Genomic DNA, 16338 nt, shown 5'->3' with positions numbered 1-16338 from the left:
TCCCGAAGCGGGATATGAAAGTAAATGTTTCCTATTGCTGAAAACGCATAACCCACAGGGGCGTTGCATTCATTTCAGATTGCTGTGCTGCCTTGATCCAACACGAAACATGGTTCACGGGATCACTCTCCGGCCATTGATGGGGCGGGGCGACTGCCTAAGATGGGGCGCAGACGCCTGAAACCCGCGAGCCTGAGCGAACAATCCCATGACTTCAGCAAGAACCCTTTACGACAAACACATCGATTCCCACACGGTGTGTCGTCTCGATGACCAGGGCCATGTCCTGCTGTACATCGATCGCCAGGTCATCAACGAATACACCAGTCCCCAGGCATTCAGCGGTCTGCGCGAGGCCAGGCGCGGAGTCTGGCGTGCCGGCACCGCGCTGGCGGTGGTCGATCACGTCAACCCCACGGCACCGAATCGCGTGGCCGCCATGCCGGACGCCGGTGGGGCGCGGCAGGTGTCGTACCTGGCGGAAAACTGCCGGGACTTCGGCATCGAATTGCTCGACATCCTCGACAAGCGCCAGGGCATCGAACACGTCATTGCCCCGGAGCAGGGATTCATCCTGCCGGGCATGGTGATTGCCGCGGGCGACAGCCACACCACCACGTACGGCGCCCTCGGCGCGTTCGGTTTCGGCATCGGCACTTCGGAAATCGAACACCTGCTGGCGTCCCAGACCCTGGTCTACAAACGGCTGAAAAGCTTGCGCGTGACGGTGGACGGTGAACTGGCACCGGGGCTGACGTCCAAGGACGTGATCATGGCGCTGATTGGCCAGATCGGCGCTTCCGGGGCCACCGGCTATGCCATCGAGTTTTGCGGTTCGACCATCGATGCGCTGAGCGTCGAGGCGCGCATGACCATCTGCAACATGGCGGTGGAGGCCGGGGCGCGTGGCGCATTCATGGCGCCAGATGAAAAAGTCTTCGCTTACCTCAAGGACAAACCCCGTGCGCCCAAAGGTGCGTTGTGGGACCAGGCGGTTGAGCAATGGCGCGTCCTGCACAGCGACGCCGATGCGCAGTTCGACCGTGAAGTGTTTCTCGACGCCAGCGCGCTGGAGCCGATGGTCACCTGGGGCACCAGCCCGGACCAGGCATCACCGATCGGCGCCCGCGTGCCGGACCCGCAAGACGTCAGCGACCTGATCCTGCGCCAGGACATGCGCCGCGCCCTGAACTACATGGGCCTGGAAGCCGGGATGGCGCTGAGCGACATTGTCATCAGCCACGCCTTCATCGGTTCCTGCACCAATGCGCGCATCGAAGACCTGCGCGATGCCGCCAGCGTGGTGCGTGGCAAACGCGTCGCCGGGCATGTGCGGGCGATGATCGTGCCGGGCTCCACCGAAGTGCGCAATCAGGCGGAAGCCGAAGGCCTGGCGGCGATCTTCATCGAAGCCGGGTTCGAGTGGCGTCAGTCCGGCTGCTCGATGTGCCTGGCCATGAACGACGACGTGCTGGCGCCGGGCGACCGCTGCGCGTCCAGCACCAACCGCAATTTCGAAGGCCGCCAGGGGACTGGCGCCCGCACGCATTTGATGAGCCCGGCGATGGTCGCCGCTGCCGCGATTACCGGCCGCCTGACCGACATCCGCCACTTTGGAGACCGCGCATGAGCCTGCAACCGTTCACCCACGTCAGCGGCAAGGCTGCGCCGATGCTGGCGGCCAATATCGACACCGACGTAATCATGCCCAAGCAGTTTCTCAAGGGCATCGACCGCGCCGGGCTGGATCGAGGGTTGTTTTTTGATTTGCGGTTTTTGCCGGATGGTCAACCCAACCCCGAGTTCGTGCTCAATCAACGGGCGTGGCAGGGCGCGAGTTTCATGGTGGTCGGGCCGAACTTCGGTTGTGGGTCGAGTCGGGAACATGCCGTCTGGGGCTTGAAGCAGATGGGCATCCGCGCGCTGATCGGCAGCAGTTTTGCCGGGATCTTTTATGACAACTGTCAGCGCAACGGCGTGTTGTTGATTACCCTCGATGAGTCGATGTTGCAGCGGCTCGGCCGGGTTGTCAGTCAGCCTGAGGGGGCGCAGATCAGTGTTGATCTGCAGGCTCAGGAGATTCGCCTCCACGACGGCGAGGTCATTCTGTTCGACATCGACACTCTGCGTAAAACCGCTCTGTTGCTCGGCCTCGACGCCATCGGCAGCACCTTGCAACGCAGTGAGCAGATCAAAGCCTTCGAACTAAAACACCTGGCCGCCAATCCCTGGTTAAGCTAAACGCAGATCAAAATGTGGGAGCGGGCAAACCCGCTCCCACATTAGAATTGTGTTGGCTCGGCTACACCGACAACCCCTCGAAATGCGCCTGTAAAAACTCCACGCACGCCCGCAACTTTCCCGAGTATGCCAGTCGCGTCGGGTACACCGCCCAGACGTTGGCGCTCTGACTGTACTCGGGCAGCAACTGCACCAACCGCCCTTGATCCAGCAAGGGTTTCACATCCCACAATGACCGCAGCACCACGCCGCGCCCGTCCAGTGCCCACTGCAAGACAATCTCGCCGTTATTGGACGACAACGGTCCGCTGACCCGCACGCTTTCTTGCACCCCGTTGCGTTCCAGGTTCCAGATGCCGAACGCGTTGTCCCGCTCCTTGATCACCAGGCAATGATGCTGCTCCAGTTCGCCTAACGTCTGCGGTACACCCTGGCGCTGCAGATAATCGGGGGCCGCACACACCACCCGCCGATTGCTCACCAGGCGCCGGCCGATGTGCTGACCGGGAATGTCGTCGCCGACACGAATCTCCAGATCGAAGCCTTCACTGACGATGTCCACCACCCGGTCGAACAGGTCGAGGCGAATCTCCAGGTCCGGATATCGCTCGGCCAGCAACGACACGGCCGGCGCCACGTGGTGACGGCCGAAACCGAAACTGCTGCACAGATGCAAACGCCCGCGAGGGCTGTCGTGGGCGTCGGAGAGTTCGTCGTGCAGTTGCTGGAAGTCATCGAGAATGCGCAACGCCCAGCGCTGCACGCGCTCGCCGTCCTCGGTCAGGGCAATGCGGCGACTGGTGCGGTGCAGCAGGCGCGTGCCTAGGGTGGTTTCGAGAATCTGGATGCGCTTGCTGACGTAGGCGGGCGACAGGCCCAGCTCATCGGCGGCCGCGGCGAAACCGCTTTTGCGCACGACGGTGAGGAATACACGCAGGTCTTCGGGAAGGGGCACGGTGTCTTTCTTGGTGGTCATGACAGAACGGGCACTGGCGGCATGAGCCGCCAGCATAGCAGCGCGACGCGGGTGTCAGCGCAGGAAACCCAGCACTTCGGCGAGCAACAGTTCCGGCGCTTCTTCGGCGATGTAATGACCGGCGGGCAGCGCTTTGCCGCGCACATCGGTGGCGACGAGTTGCCATTCCTTGAGCGGTTCGAAACAGCGCCCGACCGTGCCTTCGGCGCCCCAAAGAACCAGCAACGGCAGGTTCAGATGATGGCCGGCGTCGAGGTCGGCGCGGTCATGCTCCAGGTCGATGCTGGCACTGGCGCGGTAATCCTCGCAGATCCCGCGCGCCGAGCCCGGCAGTTTCAGGCAACGCAGGTATTCGCCAAAGGCTTCGGCGGTGAAGGGTTTGAGTCCGGCGCTGCGACTGCCCATCACGCTGCGCAAATAGGCTTCGGGGTCTGCTTCAAGCAGGGTTTCCGGCAACGGCGCCGGGCGGATCAGGAAGAACCAGTGCCAGTAGGCGCGGGCAAAGGCTTCGTTGGTTTGTGCGTACATCGACAGCGTGGGGGCGATGTCGAGCAGCACCATGCGTTGCACCGCGTCCGGATGATCCAGCCCCAGGCGATGGGCCACGCGGGCGCCGCGGTCGTGGGCCAGGACCGAAAACCGATCGAAGCCCATGGCGTTCATCAGCGCCACGGCATCCTTGGCCATCTCGCGTTTGGAGTAAGGGGTATGGTGATCGTTGGCCGGCGGTCTGGCACTGTCGCCGTAACCGCGCAGGTCGGCGGCGACTACGGTGAAGTGCTCGGCCAGTTGTTCGGCGACCTTGTGCCAGATGACGTGAGTCTGCGGGTGGCCGTGCAGCAGCAGCAGGCCCGGCCCGCTGCCGCCGACGCGGTAGGCAATGTCGACACCGTTGACGTGGCGCTGGTCTTTGAGGAATCCGGCGAACATGGAGGGCTCCTTGTTGTAGTTGCCTGCATCCTGAAAGTGTTGGGCGGGGAGGGCAAGGCGCAAAGCGTGGTGGGCTTGTTCATGAAGTGTGTTCGAGGGAGGTGTGGTGTGGCTGATGGCCTCATCGCGGGCGAGCCACGCTCCCACCGGTGTTGTGTCGTTCGCCATTTTTTCCTACGACACAGGACCCTGTGGCAGCGGGCAGGCCCGCGATGAGGCCGGGGCAGGCACCAAAGCGCTCAACCCTGCTGAAACATCTCCTTCGCCCGCTGCTCGATCTGCTCCTGGGTCAGATCCTCCTTGCGCGTGGCCAGAAACCACAGATGCCCATAAGGATCCTTCAAGGTCCCCGAACGGTCGCCATAAAACTGATCCTTGACCTCGGACACCACCGTGCCGCCCGCTGCAATCGCCTGTTTGTAAGACGCGTCCACATCGTTCACATACAGGTGCAAGCCCACGGACGGTGACTTGTCCGGATTGCTCAACGGCCCCTGATCGCAGGGCGTGCCGAGCATGATCGGGCAATCGCCGATGCGCAGTTCGGCGTGACCGATGCCGCCATCGGGCATGGACAGGCGCATGACTTCAGTGGCGCCGAAGGCTTTCTTGTAGAACTCGATGGCTTCCGCCGCTTTCTGGATCCCCAGATACGGGGTGATGCTGTGATAACCCTCTGGAATGGGTTTGACGCTCATGATCAGTCTCCCTGATTTCGTTATGGGATAAAGCTGTCGCGAGCCTACAAAGATAGTAGGAGCTGCCGCAGGCTGCGATCTTTTGATCCTGACCCTTCGTCGGTCGCGCCCACACCAAGATCAAAAGATCGCAGCCTGCGGCAGCTCCTACCGGTGCAGGGCATAACAACGCCACTGTTCAGCCTTCAACATTGAAGCAACAGAATGCTCGGATCGCCATCGCGGGCAAGCCCGCGATAGCCGCGCCGCTATTCAGGATCAACCCCCGATTCCAACAGCTGCGCCCCCGGTCCCTGTTCCCCAAGCACATCCCCAAAATTACGCAACGGACACGCCTCCATCGATAAACACCCACAGCCGATACAACCGTTGAGCTTGTCCCGCAGCAAGGTCAGTTGATTGATCCGCTCATCAAGCTCCCGACTCCACTGCGCCGACAACACCTTCCAGTCCGCCGCCGTCGGCGCCCGGTTATCCGGCAGGGTTTTCAATGCCTCACCAATCTCTGCCAACGGAATCCCCAACCGCTGCGCCACCTTGATCAACGCCACCCGCCGCAACACTTCCCGTGGATAGCGCCGCTGGTTGCCCTGATTGCGATTGCTTTTGATCAGCCCCCTGGCTTCATAGAAATGCAGCGCCGTGACCGCCACGCCGCTACGGGCGGCCAATTGGCCGACGGTAAGTTCCTTATGCAGGTTTTCCGAGGTGATCATTTGAAAAATGCCTCTTGACCTCTAGTTAACTCGAGGTTTTACCCTGCAGGCCTTCGGATCGCAAGATCCGTCTTACACGTCAGTGGGGACTTTTCATGCAAGCGCCAGAGAAAAATCGCAGCTTCACCCAGTTGATCGAATTCGAGATCGAACCCCATCAGCAACCTGCATTGGTGTCGGCGTTATCGAAGCAGACCGAACGTCTGGCCCAAAGCTACAGCGGATTTCTGAGCGCCAGTATCCAGGCCAGCGACGATGGCCGGCGGGTGCTCAATTACCTGCAATGGCAATCTCGCGAGGCGGGGGAAGCGGCGTTTCAAAGTTTTGAAAGCGGCGAGCAGAATTTCTGGCAGCTGATTCGCGCCCATCAGGCGAAAACCGTGACCTTCGGCTCGTTCCAGGTGCTGCACAGTCTGGAACGTAGCCACGATGACGCGTTGCACTGCAATCTGGTGGGTTGAATCGACAAGTGCATCAGACGCTCGTCCTGCACGTTTTCGGTCGGTCGGCGCTTGTTCACTGCCAGTTCGCCGATCTTGATCAGTCGCATGCGCGTCACGTTACGGCGCAAGCTGTCACGCGGGGTTCCTCAGTTAATTCAACACAAACCTCTTGGGGCGGCCTTTGTGGCGAGGGAGCTTGCTCCCGCTCGGCTGCGCAGCAGTCGTAAACAGGTTGACGCGGTCTTTCAGAAAAAACGTGCGGGCCTGTTATGGGACTGCACCGCAGCCCAGCGGGAGCAAGCTCCCTCGCCACATCGTTTCAGGCCGTGGCTTTGGCGGGCAGCACGTCATTGGCGATCGATTCGCCAAACAGCCGGTGAGGTTGGTGACACCGCGGCCCGCCAGGCTGGCGTACGGTTCAGGCAACAACGGAATAACGCATTGGCGTTCTTCATTTGCGAGTGTTTGCCTTCGAAATCCACGGCTTCGCCTTGCAGCACGCGGCGCCAGATCTTCAGGAATTCGTCGGTAACTTCGGCCTGGACGGAAGGTCATCAGGCAAAGTCGATAGCCACTATCGAAAGCGTTGATTTCTGCCCATCGAGAGGCGGGGGTAGCCTGTGTTCATTGACCCGAACCCAGATGCCAGGACGCCACATCATGAAAACCCTACTCACCACTTTCTTGCTGCTTGCGGTCTCCGTTCTCGCCGGATGTGCCAGCCATGTTTCCCCGGAATTGCGGCCCTACACTGCTGAAGAAAGCAGGGAACTGGCGCTGGAGGCGTTGAATCGTCGCGGTTTGTCCTTCGACGAATACCACGCGAAAAAAGCCGAATTGCTCGGCGAACCGCAGAAGACCTTCAGTTTTGACAAGCAAGGCGAGATGAACGCCGAGCGTGCCGTTCAGCTTCACGGCCGTCCAAGCTGAGCGACTGTACCGCTCGAAGTTTCACCCAACTGTCCATGGGTTTCCTTCAGGGTGTGCGATAGGGTCAATACCTGACTGACCCTGATGGACTGCCGCTCATGACGCTCTCGCTCGACCTGCTGCTGGGTTTTGCCCTGTTTGCCCTCGTCACCTCCATCACTCCCGGCCCGAACAACACCATGTTGCTGGCATCGGGCGTGAACTTCGGCTTTAACCGCACCATTCCCCATATGCTTGGGATTACCTGCGGCTTCTTCGTGCTCGTCGTGGCAGTCGGTTTCGGCCTGGGCGCAGTGTTTCAAACCTATCCGTTGTTCTATACCGTTTTGCGTTACGTTGGAGCCGCGTATTTGTTGTACCTGGCGTGGAAAATCGCGCATTCCGGGCCGGTGTCCGACGGCGGGCAGGGGGAGAGCCAACCCATCAGTTACCTCGGCGCCGCAGCTTTCCAGTGGGTCAATCCCAAGGCGTGGATCATGGCCATCGGTGCGATCAGCACCTACACGCCGATGCAGGGCTATTTCACCAATGTGCTTGTGATTGCAGCGGTCTTCGCCCTGATCAACCTGCCGAGCGTCGGTGTCTGGGCGGCGTGCGGCACGTTGTTGCGCAACGTGCTCAAGGACCGTCGCTGGTTGCGCCTGTTCAACTGGGGCATGGCCGCGCTGCTGGTGGTTTCGCTGTATCCGTTGTTGCTCGAAAGCTTTAGCTGACGCATTGCTTCATCCGGTTGCCCGATGCCTGTTAAGCTCGACTTCAGGAGCGTTCCTACGCACTTTTCAATGAAGTCGTACTTCTATTACGCATCCGATCAGGTATTGCTGGTTGACTGGTTCCCAGCACTGATCCCGGAACAAGCTCTGCGAGTCTTTTATGAATAAACGTCCGTTGTATTTCGACTACGCCGCCACCACGCCGGTGGATGAGCGGGTCATCGTGGTCATGGTCGAGTGTCTGGGTTTTTCCGGTAACTTCGGCAACCCGGCGTCCAGCTCCCACGCGTTCGGCCAGCAGGCCCGGCAAACGGTCGAGCAGGCGCGGCAGCAGGTGGCAGGACTGGTCGGCGCGCAAGCAAATCAGATCGTCTGGACCTCCGGCGCCACCGAATCGAACAACCTCGCCCTCAAGGGCGTGGCCCAGGCCCGGGGCGTATCCGGTGGCCATGTCATCACCAGCCAGATTGAACACAAGGCGATTCTCGACACGGCGAAGCAGTTGCAGGACGCGGGCGTCGCAGTGACGTATCTGGTGCCGGACGAGGAAGGTCTGATCACCGCGCAAGCCGTCAGCGAGGCGATGCGCGAGGACACCTTTCTGGTGTCGCTGATGCTGGTCAACAACGAGCTGGGCACGGTCAATGACATCGCGGCCATCGGCGAAGTGGTGCGTGCCCGCGATGCGTTGTTCCATGTCGACGCCGCTCAGGGCGCAGGGAAAGTGGCGATTGACCTGACGCGGTTGCCGGTGGACCTGATGTCGTTTTCGGCGCACAAGATCTACGGCCCCAAAGGCATCGGCGCGTTGTATGTCGGTCCTCGCGCGCAGCCGCGTTTACAGGCGCAGATTCACGGCGGCGGCCACGAGGGCGGTTTGCGCTCCGGTACGTTGGCGACTCATCAGATTGCCGCCATGGGCGAGGCCTTCGCGTTGGCGGCGCAACTGTTCGATGAAGAGAAAACCAGGATCGCGCGTCTGCGTGAACGCCTGCTGGAACCGTTGCTGACCATTCCCGGCGTTCGCCTCAACGGCAGCGCCACCCAGCGCATTCCCCATACCCTGAGCCTGACCTTCAACGAAGGCGATTTCAACCCGGCGGCATTGAGCGCCTCGATCGCCTTTTCCGCGACTTCGGCCTGCAACTCCGCCAGTAATGCGCCATCCCACGTGCTGCTGGCCCTGGGGCATGACGCTCGTTCGGCAAGTCGCACCATTCGCCTGAGCCTGGGCCGGTTTACCACCGAACAGGATATCGACCAGGCGGTACATCTGATCACAGCCGCCTGCACCAGTGCTCCGGCATTCTGGCAGTAGCGCTTTTACGCGCCGACTGAGATCGGCACTCAACAATAATGATGAAGTGATTAGCAGGAGACACGATGAGTACGCAGCCTTCGATCAATGGATCGGTGCCCGAGCGCCTGGCGCACACCCGCGAGCTGATGAGCCGGGAGGGTATCCATGCCCTGCTGGTGCCGTCGGCCGATCCGCACCTGTCTGAATATCTGCCCGGTTACTGGCAAGGGCGGCAATGGTTGTCGGGTTTTCACGGCTCGGTCGGCACGCTGATCGTGACGCCGGATTTCGCCGGCGTCTGGGCGGACAGCCGTTATTGGGAGCAAGCGACCAAAGAGCTCAAGGGCAGCGGCATTGAGCTGGTCAAGCTGCAACCGGGGCAACCAGGCCCGCTGGACTGGCTGGCCGAGCAAACCCCTGAAGGCGGTGTCGTCGCGGTGGACGGTGCGGTGATGGCCGTGGCTTCGGCGCGTACGCTGGGGGGCAAACTCGAAGAGCGCGGCGCCCGACTGCGTACCGACATCGATCTGTTGAGCCAAGTCTGGAGCGATCGTCCGACGCTGCCGAACGAGCCGATCTATCAGCACCTGCCGCCTCAGGCGACGGTCAGCCGTGGCGAAAAACTCGCCAACCTGCGCGAGGTGTTGAAAGAGCGGGGCGCCGATTGGCATTTCATCGCCACCCTCGACGACATCGCCTGGCTGTTCAACCTGCGCGGCGGCGATGTGTCGTTCAATCCGGTATTCGTTTCATTTGCGCTGATCAGCCAGCAACAGGCCACCCTGTTCGTGGCGCTGGGCAAAGTCAGCGCCGAGCTACGCGCGATCCTCGAACAGGACGGCGTAACCCTGCGCGACTACAGTGAAGTGGCCGACGCGTTGCGCGCGGTACCGAGCGGCGCGAGCCTGCAAGTCGATCCGGCGCGTGTCACGGCTGGCCTGCTGGACAACCTGGACAGCGGTGTAAAACTGGTTGAAGGCCTGAACCCGACGACACAGGCCAAATCGCAGAAAAGCCTGGCCGATGCCGAGCACATCCGCAAGGCCATGGAACAGGATGGTGCGGCGCTGTGCGAATTCTTCGCCTGGCTGGAGTCGGCGTGGGGCCGCGAGCGCATCACCGAGCTGACCATCGACGAACACCTGACCGCTGCGCGTACCCGTCGTCCGGACTATGTGTCGCTGAGTTTCAACACCATTGCCGCGTTCAACGCCAATGGTGCGATGCCGCATTACCACGCCACTGAAGAAGAGCATGCGGTGATCGAAGGCGACGGTCTGTTGCTGATCGACTCCGGCGGCCAATACCTGGGCGGCACCACCGACATCACGCGGATGGTACCGGTCGGTACGCCGACGGATGAGCAGAAGCGCGATTGCACCCGCGTGTTGAAAGGTGTGATTGCATTGTCCCGTGCGCAATTCCCTCGGGGTATCTTGTCGCCGTTGCTGGATTCCATCGCCCGTGCGCCAATCTGGGCGGAAAGCGTCGATTACGGTCACGGCACCGGGCACGGCGTGGGCTACTTCCTCAACGTTCACGAAGGCCCGCAAGTCATTGCCTATCAAGCCGCGGCGGCACCGCAAACCGCGATGCAGCCGGGCATGATCACCTCCATCGAACCGGGCACTTACCGTCCGGGCCGCTGGGGTGTGCGGATCGAGAACCTGGTGTTGAACCGTGAAGCGGGCAAGAGCGAGTTCGGTGAGTTCCTGAAATTCGAAACCCTGACCCTGTGCCCGATCGACACCCGTTGCCTCGAGCCGTCGCTGCTGACGGCGGACGAAAAACAATGGTTCAACGCGTATCACGCCGAAGTGCGCGAGCGCTTGAGCCCGTTGCTCGACGGGGCAGCGCTTGAGTGGTTGAACACTCGAACCGCCGCTATCTGATCGGCCTGAGTTCAGGCGCTGCTTCCAGCGCTTGACTCATATAGTCGACAAAGGCTTTGACCCTGGCGGATTGGCGACGATTCGCCGGGGACACGGCATGGATCGGCAGCGACTGCGCAACGTAGTCCGGCAGAATCGCCGTCACTCGCCCGGTTTTCAGATCCTCGCTGAACAACCACACCGGCGACAGCGCAATCCCCAGTCCCCCCAACACCATCTCGCGGATAGCCTCCGAGTTGTTGCTTTGTGCGTTGCCTTTGATCCGCACTTCGTGGCGCTGGGCATCTTTCTCATAAACCCACAGGTTCTGGCTGTTCAGCAGGTTGAACTGCAGGCAGTTGTGCCCGCTCAGTTCTTCCGGTGATCGCGGTTCGCTGTGTTGCTTGAGGTAGTCCGGCGCTGCGACGGTCACTCGATACGTGGTGCCGACGTGGCGGGCGATCAGGCCGCTGTCGTGCAGTTCGCCGATTCTGAACGTGACATCCAGCCCTTCGCGGACCAGGTCCTGGTTTTGATCACTCAGTTGCAGGTCAATGTCGATACCGGGATGGTGTTTCAGAAATTCCGCCAGGCGCGGGGCAATCTGCAAGCGCCCGAAACTCACCGAGGAACCGATGCGCAGGTGACCGGCGATGCGCTCTCTGCCGGACTGGAAGCTGTGTTCCGCCGCATCGACGGCCGCGAGGATTTGTCGACATTCGTTGTAGTAACGCTGACCTTCATCGGTCAGGGAAAGCTGACGGGTGCTGCGGGCAATCAGTTTTCCACCCAGTTCGGTTTCCAGCGCTTTCAAGACTTTGCTGATGGTGGGCTGGCTGGTCTGCATCTCTCGGGCAACGGCAGAAAAGCTGCCGCGTTCGACGACCCGGACGAAGATCGCCATTGCAGTGAGTTTATCCACAGGGTTTCTCATTGATGCTAAATAGGCATGATCACTATAGCTATATAGCGTCTTATCAGCATGAGTGAGATGGAGGAGGATTTATCCCACAGCCACCTCTGACGGGAATATGCGAAATGACAGACATAACTGAAATGCGCGCTCTGATTGTCGACTCGGCTAATGCGCCGCTACGCTTGGCTTCCATTCAACGGCCGGAGCCCGAAGCGGGGCAGGTGCTGGTCCGCATCAAAGCCAGCGGGGTGAACCCGCTGGACGGGAAAATCCGTGCAGGCCTGGCGGCTCATGCGCGTCAGCCGTTGCCGGCGACAGTGGGCATTGATCTGGCGGGAATCGTTGAAGGTGTGGGGGCAGGTGTTACCGGATGGCAGCCGGGCGATGAGGTGTATGCCATGGCCACCGGCATTGGCGGTGCGCAGGGTTCTTTGGCGGAATACGCAGCGGTCGATGCCCGGTTGTTGGCGCGCAAGCCAGGCAATTTGAGCATGCGTGAGGCGGCGGGGTTGCCGCTGGTGCTGATCACTGCGTGGGAAGGATTGGTGGATCGGGCGCGGGTGCGGGAGGGCCAGAAGGTGCTGATTCACGGCGGGGCGGGTGGTGTAGGTCATGTTGCGATACAGATTGCCCGGGCCTTCGGTGCTCAGGTGTTTGCGACCGGTTCTGCAAGGCATCAGGCAATCATCGAAGGTTACGGTGCGACGTTTATCGATTACCGCCGGTCTTCGGTTGAGGAATATGTAGCGCAGCATACGGATGGGGAGGGCTTCGATATCGTCTATGACACGGTAGGCGGCGAAACCCTGGATGCTTCCTTCAAGGCATCGCGGATTTATCACGGTCATGTGTTGAGCTGCCTTGGCTGGGGGCAGCACAGTCTGGCGCCTCTTTCGTTTCGCGGGGCAACGTACTCTGGCGTGTTCACGTTGTTGCCCTTGCTCACCGGTGTCGGGCGCGAGCATCACGGGGAGATTCTTCGAGAAACGGCGCGGTTGATAGAGGCGGGCAAGCTGATGCCCTTGATGGATCCTCGGACGTTCACACTGGAAACGGCCGAGGCTGCCCATGAGTTGCTCGTCTCGGGAGGGGCTCAGGGGCGGTTGGTCATCGAGATTTAAGCCAGGGCTTCAAGGACGAAGTCCAGTCGATCCTGGCCGAAGAACAGCTGGTTATCGACAAACATGCTGGGTGCGCCGAACACACCGCGTTGCACGGCTTTCTCGGTGTTGTTCTTGAGCGCGGTTTTGACCTCTTCGTCAGCCGTCAAAGCCAGCACTTCGGTCGGATCAAAACCATTTTGCGTCAGCACGGTGGCGACGGTCGCCAGGTCATCGAGGTTGCGTCCTTCAACCCAAATCGCCTGGAACAGGCAGTCGATAAAAGCCTGGAAGCGTTCCGGATGGCGCAGTTGCATGCCTGTGACTGCGCGCATCAGCATGAGTGTATTGATGGGAAAGTTCGGATTGAACTTCAGCGGCACGCCGTAGCGTCTGGCGTAACGATCAAGGTCCTGAAACATATAGGCGCCCTTGGCCGGAATGGTCGCGGGTGAGGCGTTGCCTGTGGCCTTGAAGACCCCGCCCAGCAGGATCGGAATATAGTTCAGCTGACTGTCGGTCTGCGCACAGATTTTCGGCAGTTGGGTGTAAGCCAGGTAGGTGGCGGGGCTGCCAAGGTCGAAATAGAACTCCACGGTTTTGCTCATGGTCGATGCTCTCTGATTATTGTTGTAGGGGAGGGCTTACCAGCGTTCGTTCCAGGGGCGCAGGTCCAGCTCAAAGGTCCAGGCGTCACGAGGCTGACTGTGCAGGTACCAGTAATTCTCGGCAATGTGTTCAGGGTTGAGGATGCCGTCCTGATCCTTGGTCGCATACTTCTCGGGAAAAGCATCGCGAATGAAATCGGTATCGATGGCGCCGTCGACGACGACGTGAGCAACGTGAATGTTCATCGGCCCCAGTTCGCGGGCCATGCTCTGGGCCAGCGCGCGAATGCCATGCTTGGCGCCGGCGAACGCCGCGAAACCTGCCGCGCCACGCATGCCGGCGGTAGCACCGGTGAACAGGATCGTGCCCCGTTGACGCTTGGCCATGCGCTTGGCCACTTCACGGGCGTTGAGAAAGCCTGAGAAACAGGCCATTTCCCAGATCTTGAAATACTTGCGCGCCGTTTCTTCGAGAATGCTGCACGGCACGTTGGCGCCGATATTGAACACAAAAGCCTCGATGGGACCGATCTGGCTTTCAATCTGTTCGACCAGCGCGATCACGTCCTCTTCCTTGCGTGCATCGCAGGCAAAACCATGGGCTTCACCGCCAACAGCGTTGATGGCGTCCACCAGCGGCTGGAGTTTTTCTGCACTGCGCCGGGTAACGCACGCGACAAAACCTTCTTGCGCAAAACGTTTGGCGATAGCGCCACCCGTGGCATCACCCGCGCCGACTACCAGTACGACCTTCTTGTTATTCATGGGTAGTTCCCTTTGCTAAACGATCGTTAACTAAACGAACGTTATGCTACGATCGGGCAGGCGTCAAGACGATCAATCCTGAGGGGAAGGCAATGCGTTACTCGGCCAGTCATAAACTGGAAACCAGGGAGAAGCTGCTGGAAAGCAGTGCGGTGTCGGCGAAGAAGTCCGGTTTCTCTACGGTCGGCGTCGATGCCCTGATGAAAGCTATTGGCTTGAGTGGCGGAGCGTTCTACAGCCATTTTTCGTCGAAGGATGAACTGTTCGCTTCAATCGTCGAGAAGGAGCTGGGTCAAAGCCTGGAACGCCTGGGGGCCGATCAGGACCGTGACAGGCTCGAACGCTGCCTGAAGCACTACCTGAGCATGTCCCATGTCGAACATCCGGAATCCGGTTGTGCGTTACCGGCACTGGGCGCGGAAATTGCCCGTTCAGACGTGATGATTCGCCAGCAGGCAGAGAAATGGATTTGTCGGCTTCAGGAGAGTTGGGCACAGATACTGGAGAGCGACAGCCTGGCCTGGGCCATTCTGTCGCAATGCATTGGTGCATTGGTGGTGGCGCGAATGTTGGCCACTCCAGAGATCCAGCGCACGGTGTTGAAGTCCAGTTACGATGAGATTGGCCGTCAGATCGCAGGCCCACGAACCTGAAGCGACGGCATCAACCTATTTGCAGATCACGATCATGCTGCGGCTTGTATAGCCGGCAGGATTGAGGCCAAACGGATAGTCGCCTGGTTCTTCCACGCCATCCCCTGACTTGGCGATGACTTTGTAGCCCTTCGGCGCACACGAATTGGCGGCGCTGGTGTAGCACTTGTCCCAGGATGACGACAGTCCGGAGCAGTTGACATGCAACCCTTTCTTGCCACGTTTGATATGGGTTTCCGAAGTCGCCGCGCAGCCCGCAACTGCAAGTACGGCGATGAGTATCAAAATTCGTTTCATTGCTGTCCTTAAAGCGTCCCCGGATCTTTGTGCCCGGGTCTGGCTGCACTCGCTTTCGTTCGAAGCGTTTCTGATATCCCTATCCTGAAAAGTCCATGTCCGACATTGGGTTACGGGCCTAAACATGGCCTAAATGCGCGGTAAATACCAGAGTTTCGTCAAATCCTGTATCAATCCGCCGCGACGGCGGGCTTGGCGGCGCTTCCCATGGTCATGGTCGCGCCGACGGAGGCCAGAATGATGCACAGAATAGCCATCCACTGTGACAGTGAGAGGAACTCATGAAGGAACAGCAAGCCTGACAATGCGCCGAACGCAGGTTCAATACTCATCAGCGTACCGAACGTGCGGGCCGGCATTCGGGTCAGGGCGACCATCTCCAGCGTATAGGGCAGGGCAGTGGAAAGGATGGCAACGCCGATGGCCACAGGAATCAACGACGGCGTCAACAGCGCGGCACCCGCATGAACAATGCCGATAGGCGCGACGAACAGCGCGGCGATCATCACCCCCAGTGCAGCAGTCTGCACGCCGTTATCGGCACCGGCCTTCTGGCCGAAGAGGATATATAGCGCCCAGCAGACACCGGCGCCCAGGGCATAGCCCGCTCCGAGGAGATCAAGACTGGCACTGGTTGCTCCTGTCGGTATCAACAGCAGCAATCCGACGGCGGCCAAGGCGATCCACAAAAAGTCGATCGCTCGACGCGAGGCATAGATGGCGACAGCCAAGGGGCCGGTGAACTCCAGCGCTACCGCAATGCCCAGAGGAACGGTGCGCAAGGACATATAGAAGAGGAAGTTCATGCCGCCCAGCGCCATTCCGTAAACGATGACGGTACGCAGGGATTTTGTGGTGAGCGTCGCTCGCCACGGACGTAGAAGCACGATCATGATCAGGCTGGCGAAGATCAATCGCAGGGTAGTCGTTCCTTGAGCGCCGATAACAGGAAACATGCTTTTGGCCAGGGAAGCTCCGGACTGGATCGACGCCATTGCTATTAATAGCAGGCCCACCGAGAACAGGGTCGAGGCAAGGCTGCGAGGGTGGTCATTCATTGCGTGGCATCGTCCAAGGCAGGGAGCGAAAGAGTTATATCGTGTATTGGGCAATATACTGCGCATTCAAGGCGGCCGCGTCTATATATAAGCGGTGATTTTGAGATTCGTGATAGAAAAGCC

Annotated in this window: 18 protein-coding genes and 3 pseudogenes; 9 read left to right on the top strand and 12 right to left on the bottom strand. The window is 60.1% G+C overall.

Annotated features, from left to right (window positions below):
* The first annotated feature begins 208 nt into the window (after positions 1-208).
* Together leuC and leuD are read left to right on the top strand one after the other, a co-directional pair.
* Positions 209-1630 (top strand): 3-isopropylmalate dehydratase large subunit, encoded by a 1422-nt coding sequence (leuC, locus tag ACM6I5_RS27855; RefSeq protein WP_414885093.1) that lies wholly within the window; start codon positions 209-211, stop codon positions 1628-1630.
* Positions 1627-2241, top strand: a complete 615-nt coding sequence (leuD, locus tag ACM6I5_RS27850) for a 3-isopropylmalate dehydratase small subunit (protein ID WP_414885092.1) — start codon at positions 1627-1629, stop codon at positions 2239-2241. The genes leuC and leuD overlap by 4 nt, the downstream gene beginning before the upstream one ends.
* 61 nt (positions 2242-2302) lie before the next feature.
* On the opposite strand, the gene ACM6I5_RS27845 is transcribed toward leuD, so the two are convergent.
* The 4 genes from ACM6I5_RS27845 to soxR form a co-directional block, all read right to left on the bottom strand.
* Complete coding sequence (locus ACM6I5_RS27845; protein WP_017339951.1) at positions 2303-3253, bottom strand: LysR substrate-binding domain-containing protein; 951 nt, start codon at positions 3251-3253, stop codon at positions 2303-2305.
* Positions 3254-3271: 18 nt separating this feature from the next.
* Positions 3272-4147 (bottom strand): alpha/beta fold hydrolase, encoded by an 876-nt coding sequence (locus ACM6I5_RS27840; RefSeq protein WP_414885091.1) that lies wholly within the window; start codon positions 4145-4147, stop codon positions 3272-3274.
* Between the two features lie 239 nt (positions 4148-4386).
* Positions 4387-4845, bottom strand: a complete 459-nt coding sequence (locus tag ACM6I5_RS27835) for a VOC family protein (protein ID WP_017339949.1) — start codon at positions 4843-4845, stop codon at positions 4387-4389.
* A gap of 248 nt (positions 4846-5093) precedes the next feature.
* Positions 5094-5561 (bottom strand): redox-sensitive transcriptional activator SoxR, encoded by a 468-nt coding sequence (soxR, locus tag ACM6I5_RS27830; RefSeq protein WP_017339948.1) that lies wholly within the window; start codon positions 5559-5561, stop codon positions 5094-5096.
* Positions 5562-5656: 95 nt separating this feature from the next.
* Here soxR and ACM6I5_RS27825 point away from each other — a divergent pair, with 95 nt between their 5' ends.
* Positions 5657-6022, top strand: coding sequence for an antibiotic biosynthesis monooxygenase (locus ACM6I5_RS27825; protein ID WP_414885090.1), 366 nt, complete (start codon positions 5657-5659; stop codon positions 6020-6022).
* Here ACM6I5_RS27825 and ACM6I5_RS27820 read toward each other — a convergent pair.
* From ACM6I5_RS27820 to ACM6I5_RS27810, 3 pseudogenes are all read right to left on the bottom strand, one after another.
* A pseudogene (locus ACM6I5_RS27820) lies at positions 6022-6132 on the bottom strand (sigma-54-dependent Fis family transcriptional regulator); the annotation flags it as partial. The gene ACM6I5_RS27825 and the pseudogene ACM6I5_RS27820 sit on opposite strands and share 1 nt — an antisense overlap.
* A 191-nt stretch (positions 6133-6323) precedes the next feature.
* Positions 6324-6448, bottom strand: a pseudogene (locus ACM6I5_RS27815) (alkanesulfonate monooxygenase); the annotation flags it as partial.
* Positions 6436-6552, bottom strand: a pseudogene (locus ACM6I5_RS27810) (alkanesulfonate monooxygenase); the annotation flags it as partial. The pseudogenes ACM6I5_RS27815 and ACM6I5_RS27810, both read right to left, overlap by 13 nt.
* 112 nt (positions 6553-6664) lie before the next feature.
* On the opposite strand from ACM6I5_RS27810, the gene ACM6I5_RS27805 reads away from it, so the two are divergent.
* From ACM6I5_RS27805 to ACM6I5_RS27790, 4 genes are all read left to right on the top strand, one after another.
* Positions 6665-6934, top strand: a complete 270-nt coding sequence (locus ACM6I5_RS27805) for a hypothetical protein (protein WP_414879296.1) — start codon at positions 6665-6667, stop codon at positions 6932-6934.
* A gap of 98 nt (positions 6935-7032) precedes the next feature.
* Positions 7033-7647, top strand: a complete 615-nt coding sequence (locus tag ACM6I5_RS27800; protein WP_414885089.1) for a LysE family translocator — start codon at positions 7033-7035, stop codon at positions 7645-7647.
* Between the two features lie 160 nt (positions 7648-7807).
* Positions 7808-8965 carry a cysteine desulfurase family protein gene (locus tag ACM6I5_RS27795; RefSeq protein WP_414885088.1) on the top strand — a complete coding sequence of 386 codons (1158 nt, stop codon included), beginning with the start codon at positions 7808-7810 and terminating at the stop codon, positions 8963-8965.
* Positions 8966-9030: 65 nt separating this feature from the next.
* Positions 9031-10839: an aminopeptidase P family protein gene (locus ACM6I5_RS27790; protein WP_414885087.1), complete on the top strand. Its 1809-nt coding sequence runs from the start codon at positions 9031-9033 to the stop codon at positions 10837-10839.
* Here the strand turns inward: ACM6I5_RS27790 and ACM6I5_RS27785 are convergent.
* Positions 10832-11752: a LysR family transcriptional regulator gene (locus tag ACM6I5_RS27785; RefSeq protein ID WP_414885086.1), complete on the bottom strand. Its 921-nt coding sequence runs from the start codon at positions 11750-11752 to the stop codon at positions 10832-10834. The two genes, ACM6I5_RS27790 and ACM6I5_RS27785, sit on opposite strands and share 8 nt — an antisense overlap.
* A 104-nt stretch (positions 11753-11856) precedes the next feature.
* On the opposite strand from ACM6I5_RS27785, the gene ACM6I5_RS27780 reads away from it, so the two are divergent.
* Positions 11857-12855, top strand: a complete 999-nt coding sequence (locus ACM6I5_RS27780; RefSeq protein ID WP_414885085.1) for a zinc-dependent alcohol dehydrogenase family protein — start codon at positions 11857-11859, stop codon at positions 12853-12855.
* On the opposite strand, the gene ACM6I5_RS27775 is transcribed toward ACM6I5_RS27780, so the two are convergent.
* Complete coding sequence (locus tag ACM6I5_RS27775) at positions 12852-13442, bottom strand: 2-hydroxychromene-2-carboxylate isomerase (protein WP_414885084.1); 591 nt, start codon at positions 13440-13442, stop codon at positions 12852-12854. The genes ACM6I5_RS27780 and ACM6I5_RS27775 overlap by 4 nt on opposite strands.
* 36 nt (positions 13443-13478) lie before the next feature.
* Positions 13479-14207 (bottom strand): SDR family oxidoreductase, encoded by a 729-nt coding sequence (locus ACM6I5_RS27770; protein ID WP_017339938.1) that lies wholly within the window; start codon positions 14205-14207, stop codon positions 13479-13481.
* 92 nt (positions 14208-14299) lie between these two features.
* Here ACM6I5_RS27770 and ACM6I5_RS27765 point away from each other — a divergent pair, with 92 nt between their 5' ends.
* Positions 14300-14860 carry a TetR/AcrR family transcriptional regulator gene (locus ACM6I5_RS27765; RefSeq protein WP_017339937.1) on the top strand — a complete coding sequence of 187 codons (561 nt, stop codon included), beginning with the start codon at positions 14300-14302 and terminating at the stop codon, positions 14858-14860.
* A gap of 15 nt (positions 14861-14875) precedes the next feature.
* On the opposite strand, the gene ACM6I5_RS27760 is transcribed toward ACM6I5_RS27765, so the two are convergent.
* Together ACM6I5_RS27760 and rhtA are read right to left on the bottom strand one after the other, a co-directional pair.
* Positions 14876-15157: a hypothetical protein gene (locus tag ACM6I5_RS27760; protein ID WP_017339936.1), complete on the bottom strand. Its 282-nt coding sequence runs from the start codon at positions 15155-15157 to the stop codon at positions 14876-14878.
* Positions 15158-15327: 170 nt separating this feature from the next.
* Entirely contained in the window at positions 15328-16215 is an 888-nt protein-coding gene (gene rhtA, locus ACM6I5_RS27755; RefSeq protein ID WP_414885083.1) for a threonine/homoserine exporter RhtA, read from the bottom strand.
* Positions 16216-16338 lie beyond the last annotated feature (123 nt).

The organism is Pseudomonas sp. IT-P171 (assembly GCF_949767765.1).
Taxonomy (GTDB): domain Bacteria; phylum Pseudomonadota; class Gammaproteobacteria; order Pseudomonadales; family Pseudomonadaceae; genus Aquipseudomonas; species Aquipseudomonas fluorescens_B.
Note: the sequence above shows the minus strand (reverse complement) of the source record. Positions and strands in the feature narration are given on the sequence as shown.

Coding starts and splice junctions, on each gene's coding strand:
- leuC (WP_414885093.1), top strand. CDS start 209: ATGACTTCAGCAAGAACCCTTTACGACAAACACATCGATTCCCACACG.
- leuD (WP_414885092.1), top strand. CDS start 1,627: ATGAGCCTGCAACCGTTCACCCACGTCAGCGGCAAGGCTGCGCCGATG.
- ACM6I5_RS27845 (WP_017339951.1), bottom strand. CDS start 3,253: ATGCTGGCGGCTCATGCCGCCAGTGCCCGTTCTGTCATGACCACCAAG.
- ACM6I5_RS27840 (WP_414885091.1), bottom strand. CDS start 4,147: ATGTTCGCCGGATTCCTCAAAGACCAGCGCCACGTCAACGGTGTCGAC.
- ACM6I5_RS27835 (WP_017339949.1), bottom strand. CDS start 4,845: ATGAGCGTCAAACCCATTCCAGAGGGTTATCACAGCATCACCCCGTAT.
- soxR (WP_017339948.1), bottom strand. CDS start 5,561: ATGATCACCTCGGAAAACCTGCATAAGGAACTTACCGTCGGCCAATTG.
- ACM6I5_RS27825 (WP_414885090.1), top strand. CDS start 5,657: ATGCAAGCGCCAGAGAAAAATCGCAGCTTCACCCAGTTGATCGAATTC.
- ACM6I5_RS27805 (WP_414879296.1), top strand. CDS start 6,665: ATGAAAACCCTACTCACCACTTTCTTGCTGCTTGCGGTCTCCGTTCTC.
- ACM6I5_RS27800 (WP_414885089.1), top strand. CDS start 7,033: ATGACGCTCTCGCTCGACCTGCTGCTGGGTTTTGCCCTGTTTGCCCTC.
- ACM6I5_RS27795 (WP_414885088.1), top strand. CDS start 7,808: ATGAATAAACGTCCGTTGTATTTCGACTACGCCGCCACCACGCCGGTG.
- ACM6I5_RS27790 (WP_414885087.1), top strand. CDS start 9,031: ATGAGTACGCAGCCTTCGATCAATGGATCGGTGCCCGAGCGCCTGGCG.
- ACM6I5_RS27785 (WP_414885086.1), bottom strand. CDS start 11,752: ATGAGAAACCCTGTGGATAAACTCACTGCAATGGCGATCTTCGTCCGG.
- ACM6I5_RS27780 (WP_414885085.1), top strand. CDS start 11,857: ATGACAGACATAACTGAAATGCGCGCTCTGATTGTCGACTCGGCTAAT.
- ACM6I5_RS27775 (WP_414885084.1), bottom strand. CDS start 13,442: ATGAGCAAAACCGTGGAGTTCTATTTCGACCTTGGCAGCCCCGCCACC.
- ACM6I5_RS27770 (WP_017339938.1), bottom strand. CDS start 14,207: ATGAATAACAAGAAGGTCGTACTGGTAGTCGGCGCGGGTGATGCCACG.
- ACM6I5_RS27765 (WP_017339937.1), top strand. CDS start 14,300: ATGCGTTACTCGGCCAGTCATAAACTGGAAACCAGGGAGAAGCTGCTG.
- ACM6I5_RS27760 (WP_017339936.1), bottom strand. CDS start 15,157: ATGAAACGAATTTTGATACTCATCGCCGTACTTGCAGTTGCGGGCTGC.
- rhtA (WP_414885083.1), bottom strand. CDS start 16,215: ATGAATGACCACCCTCGCAGCCTTGCCTCGACCCTGTTCTCGGTGGGC.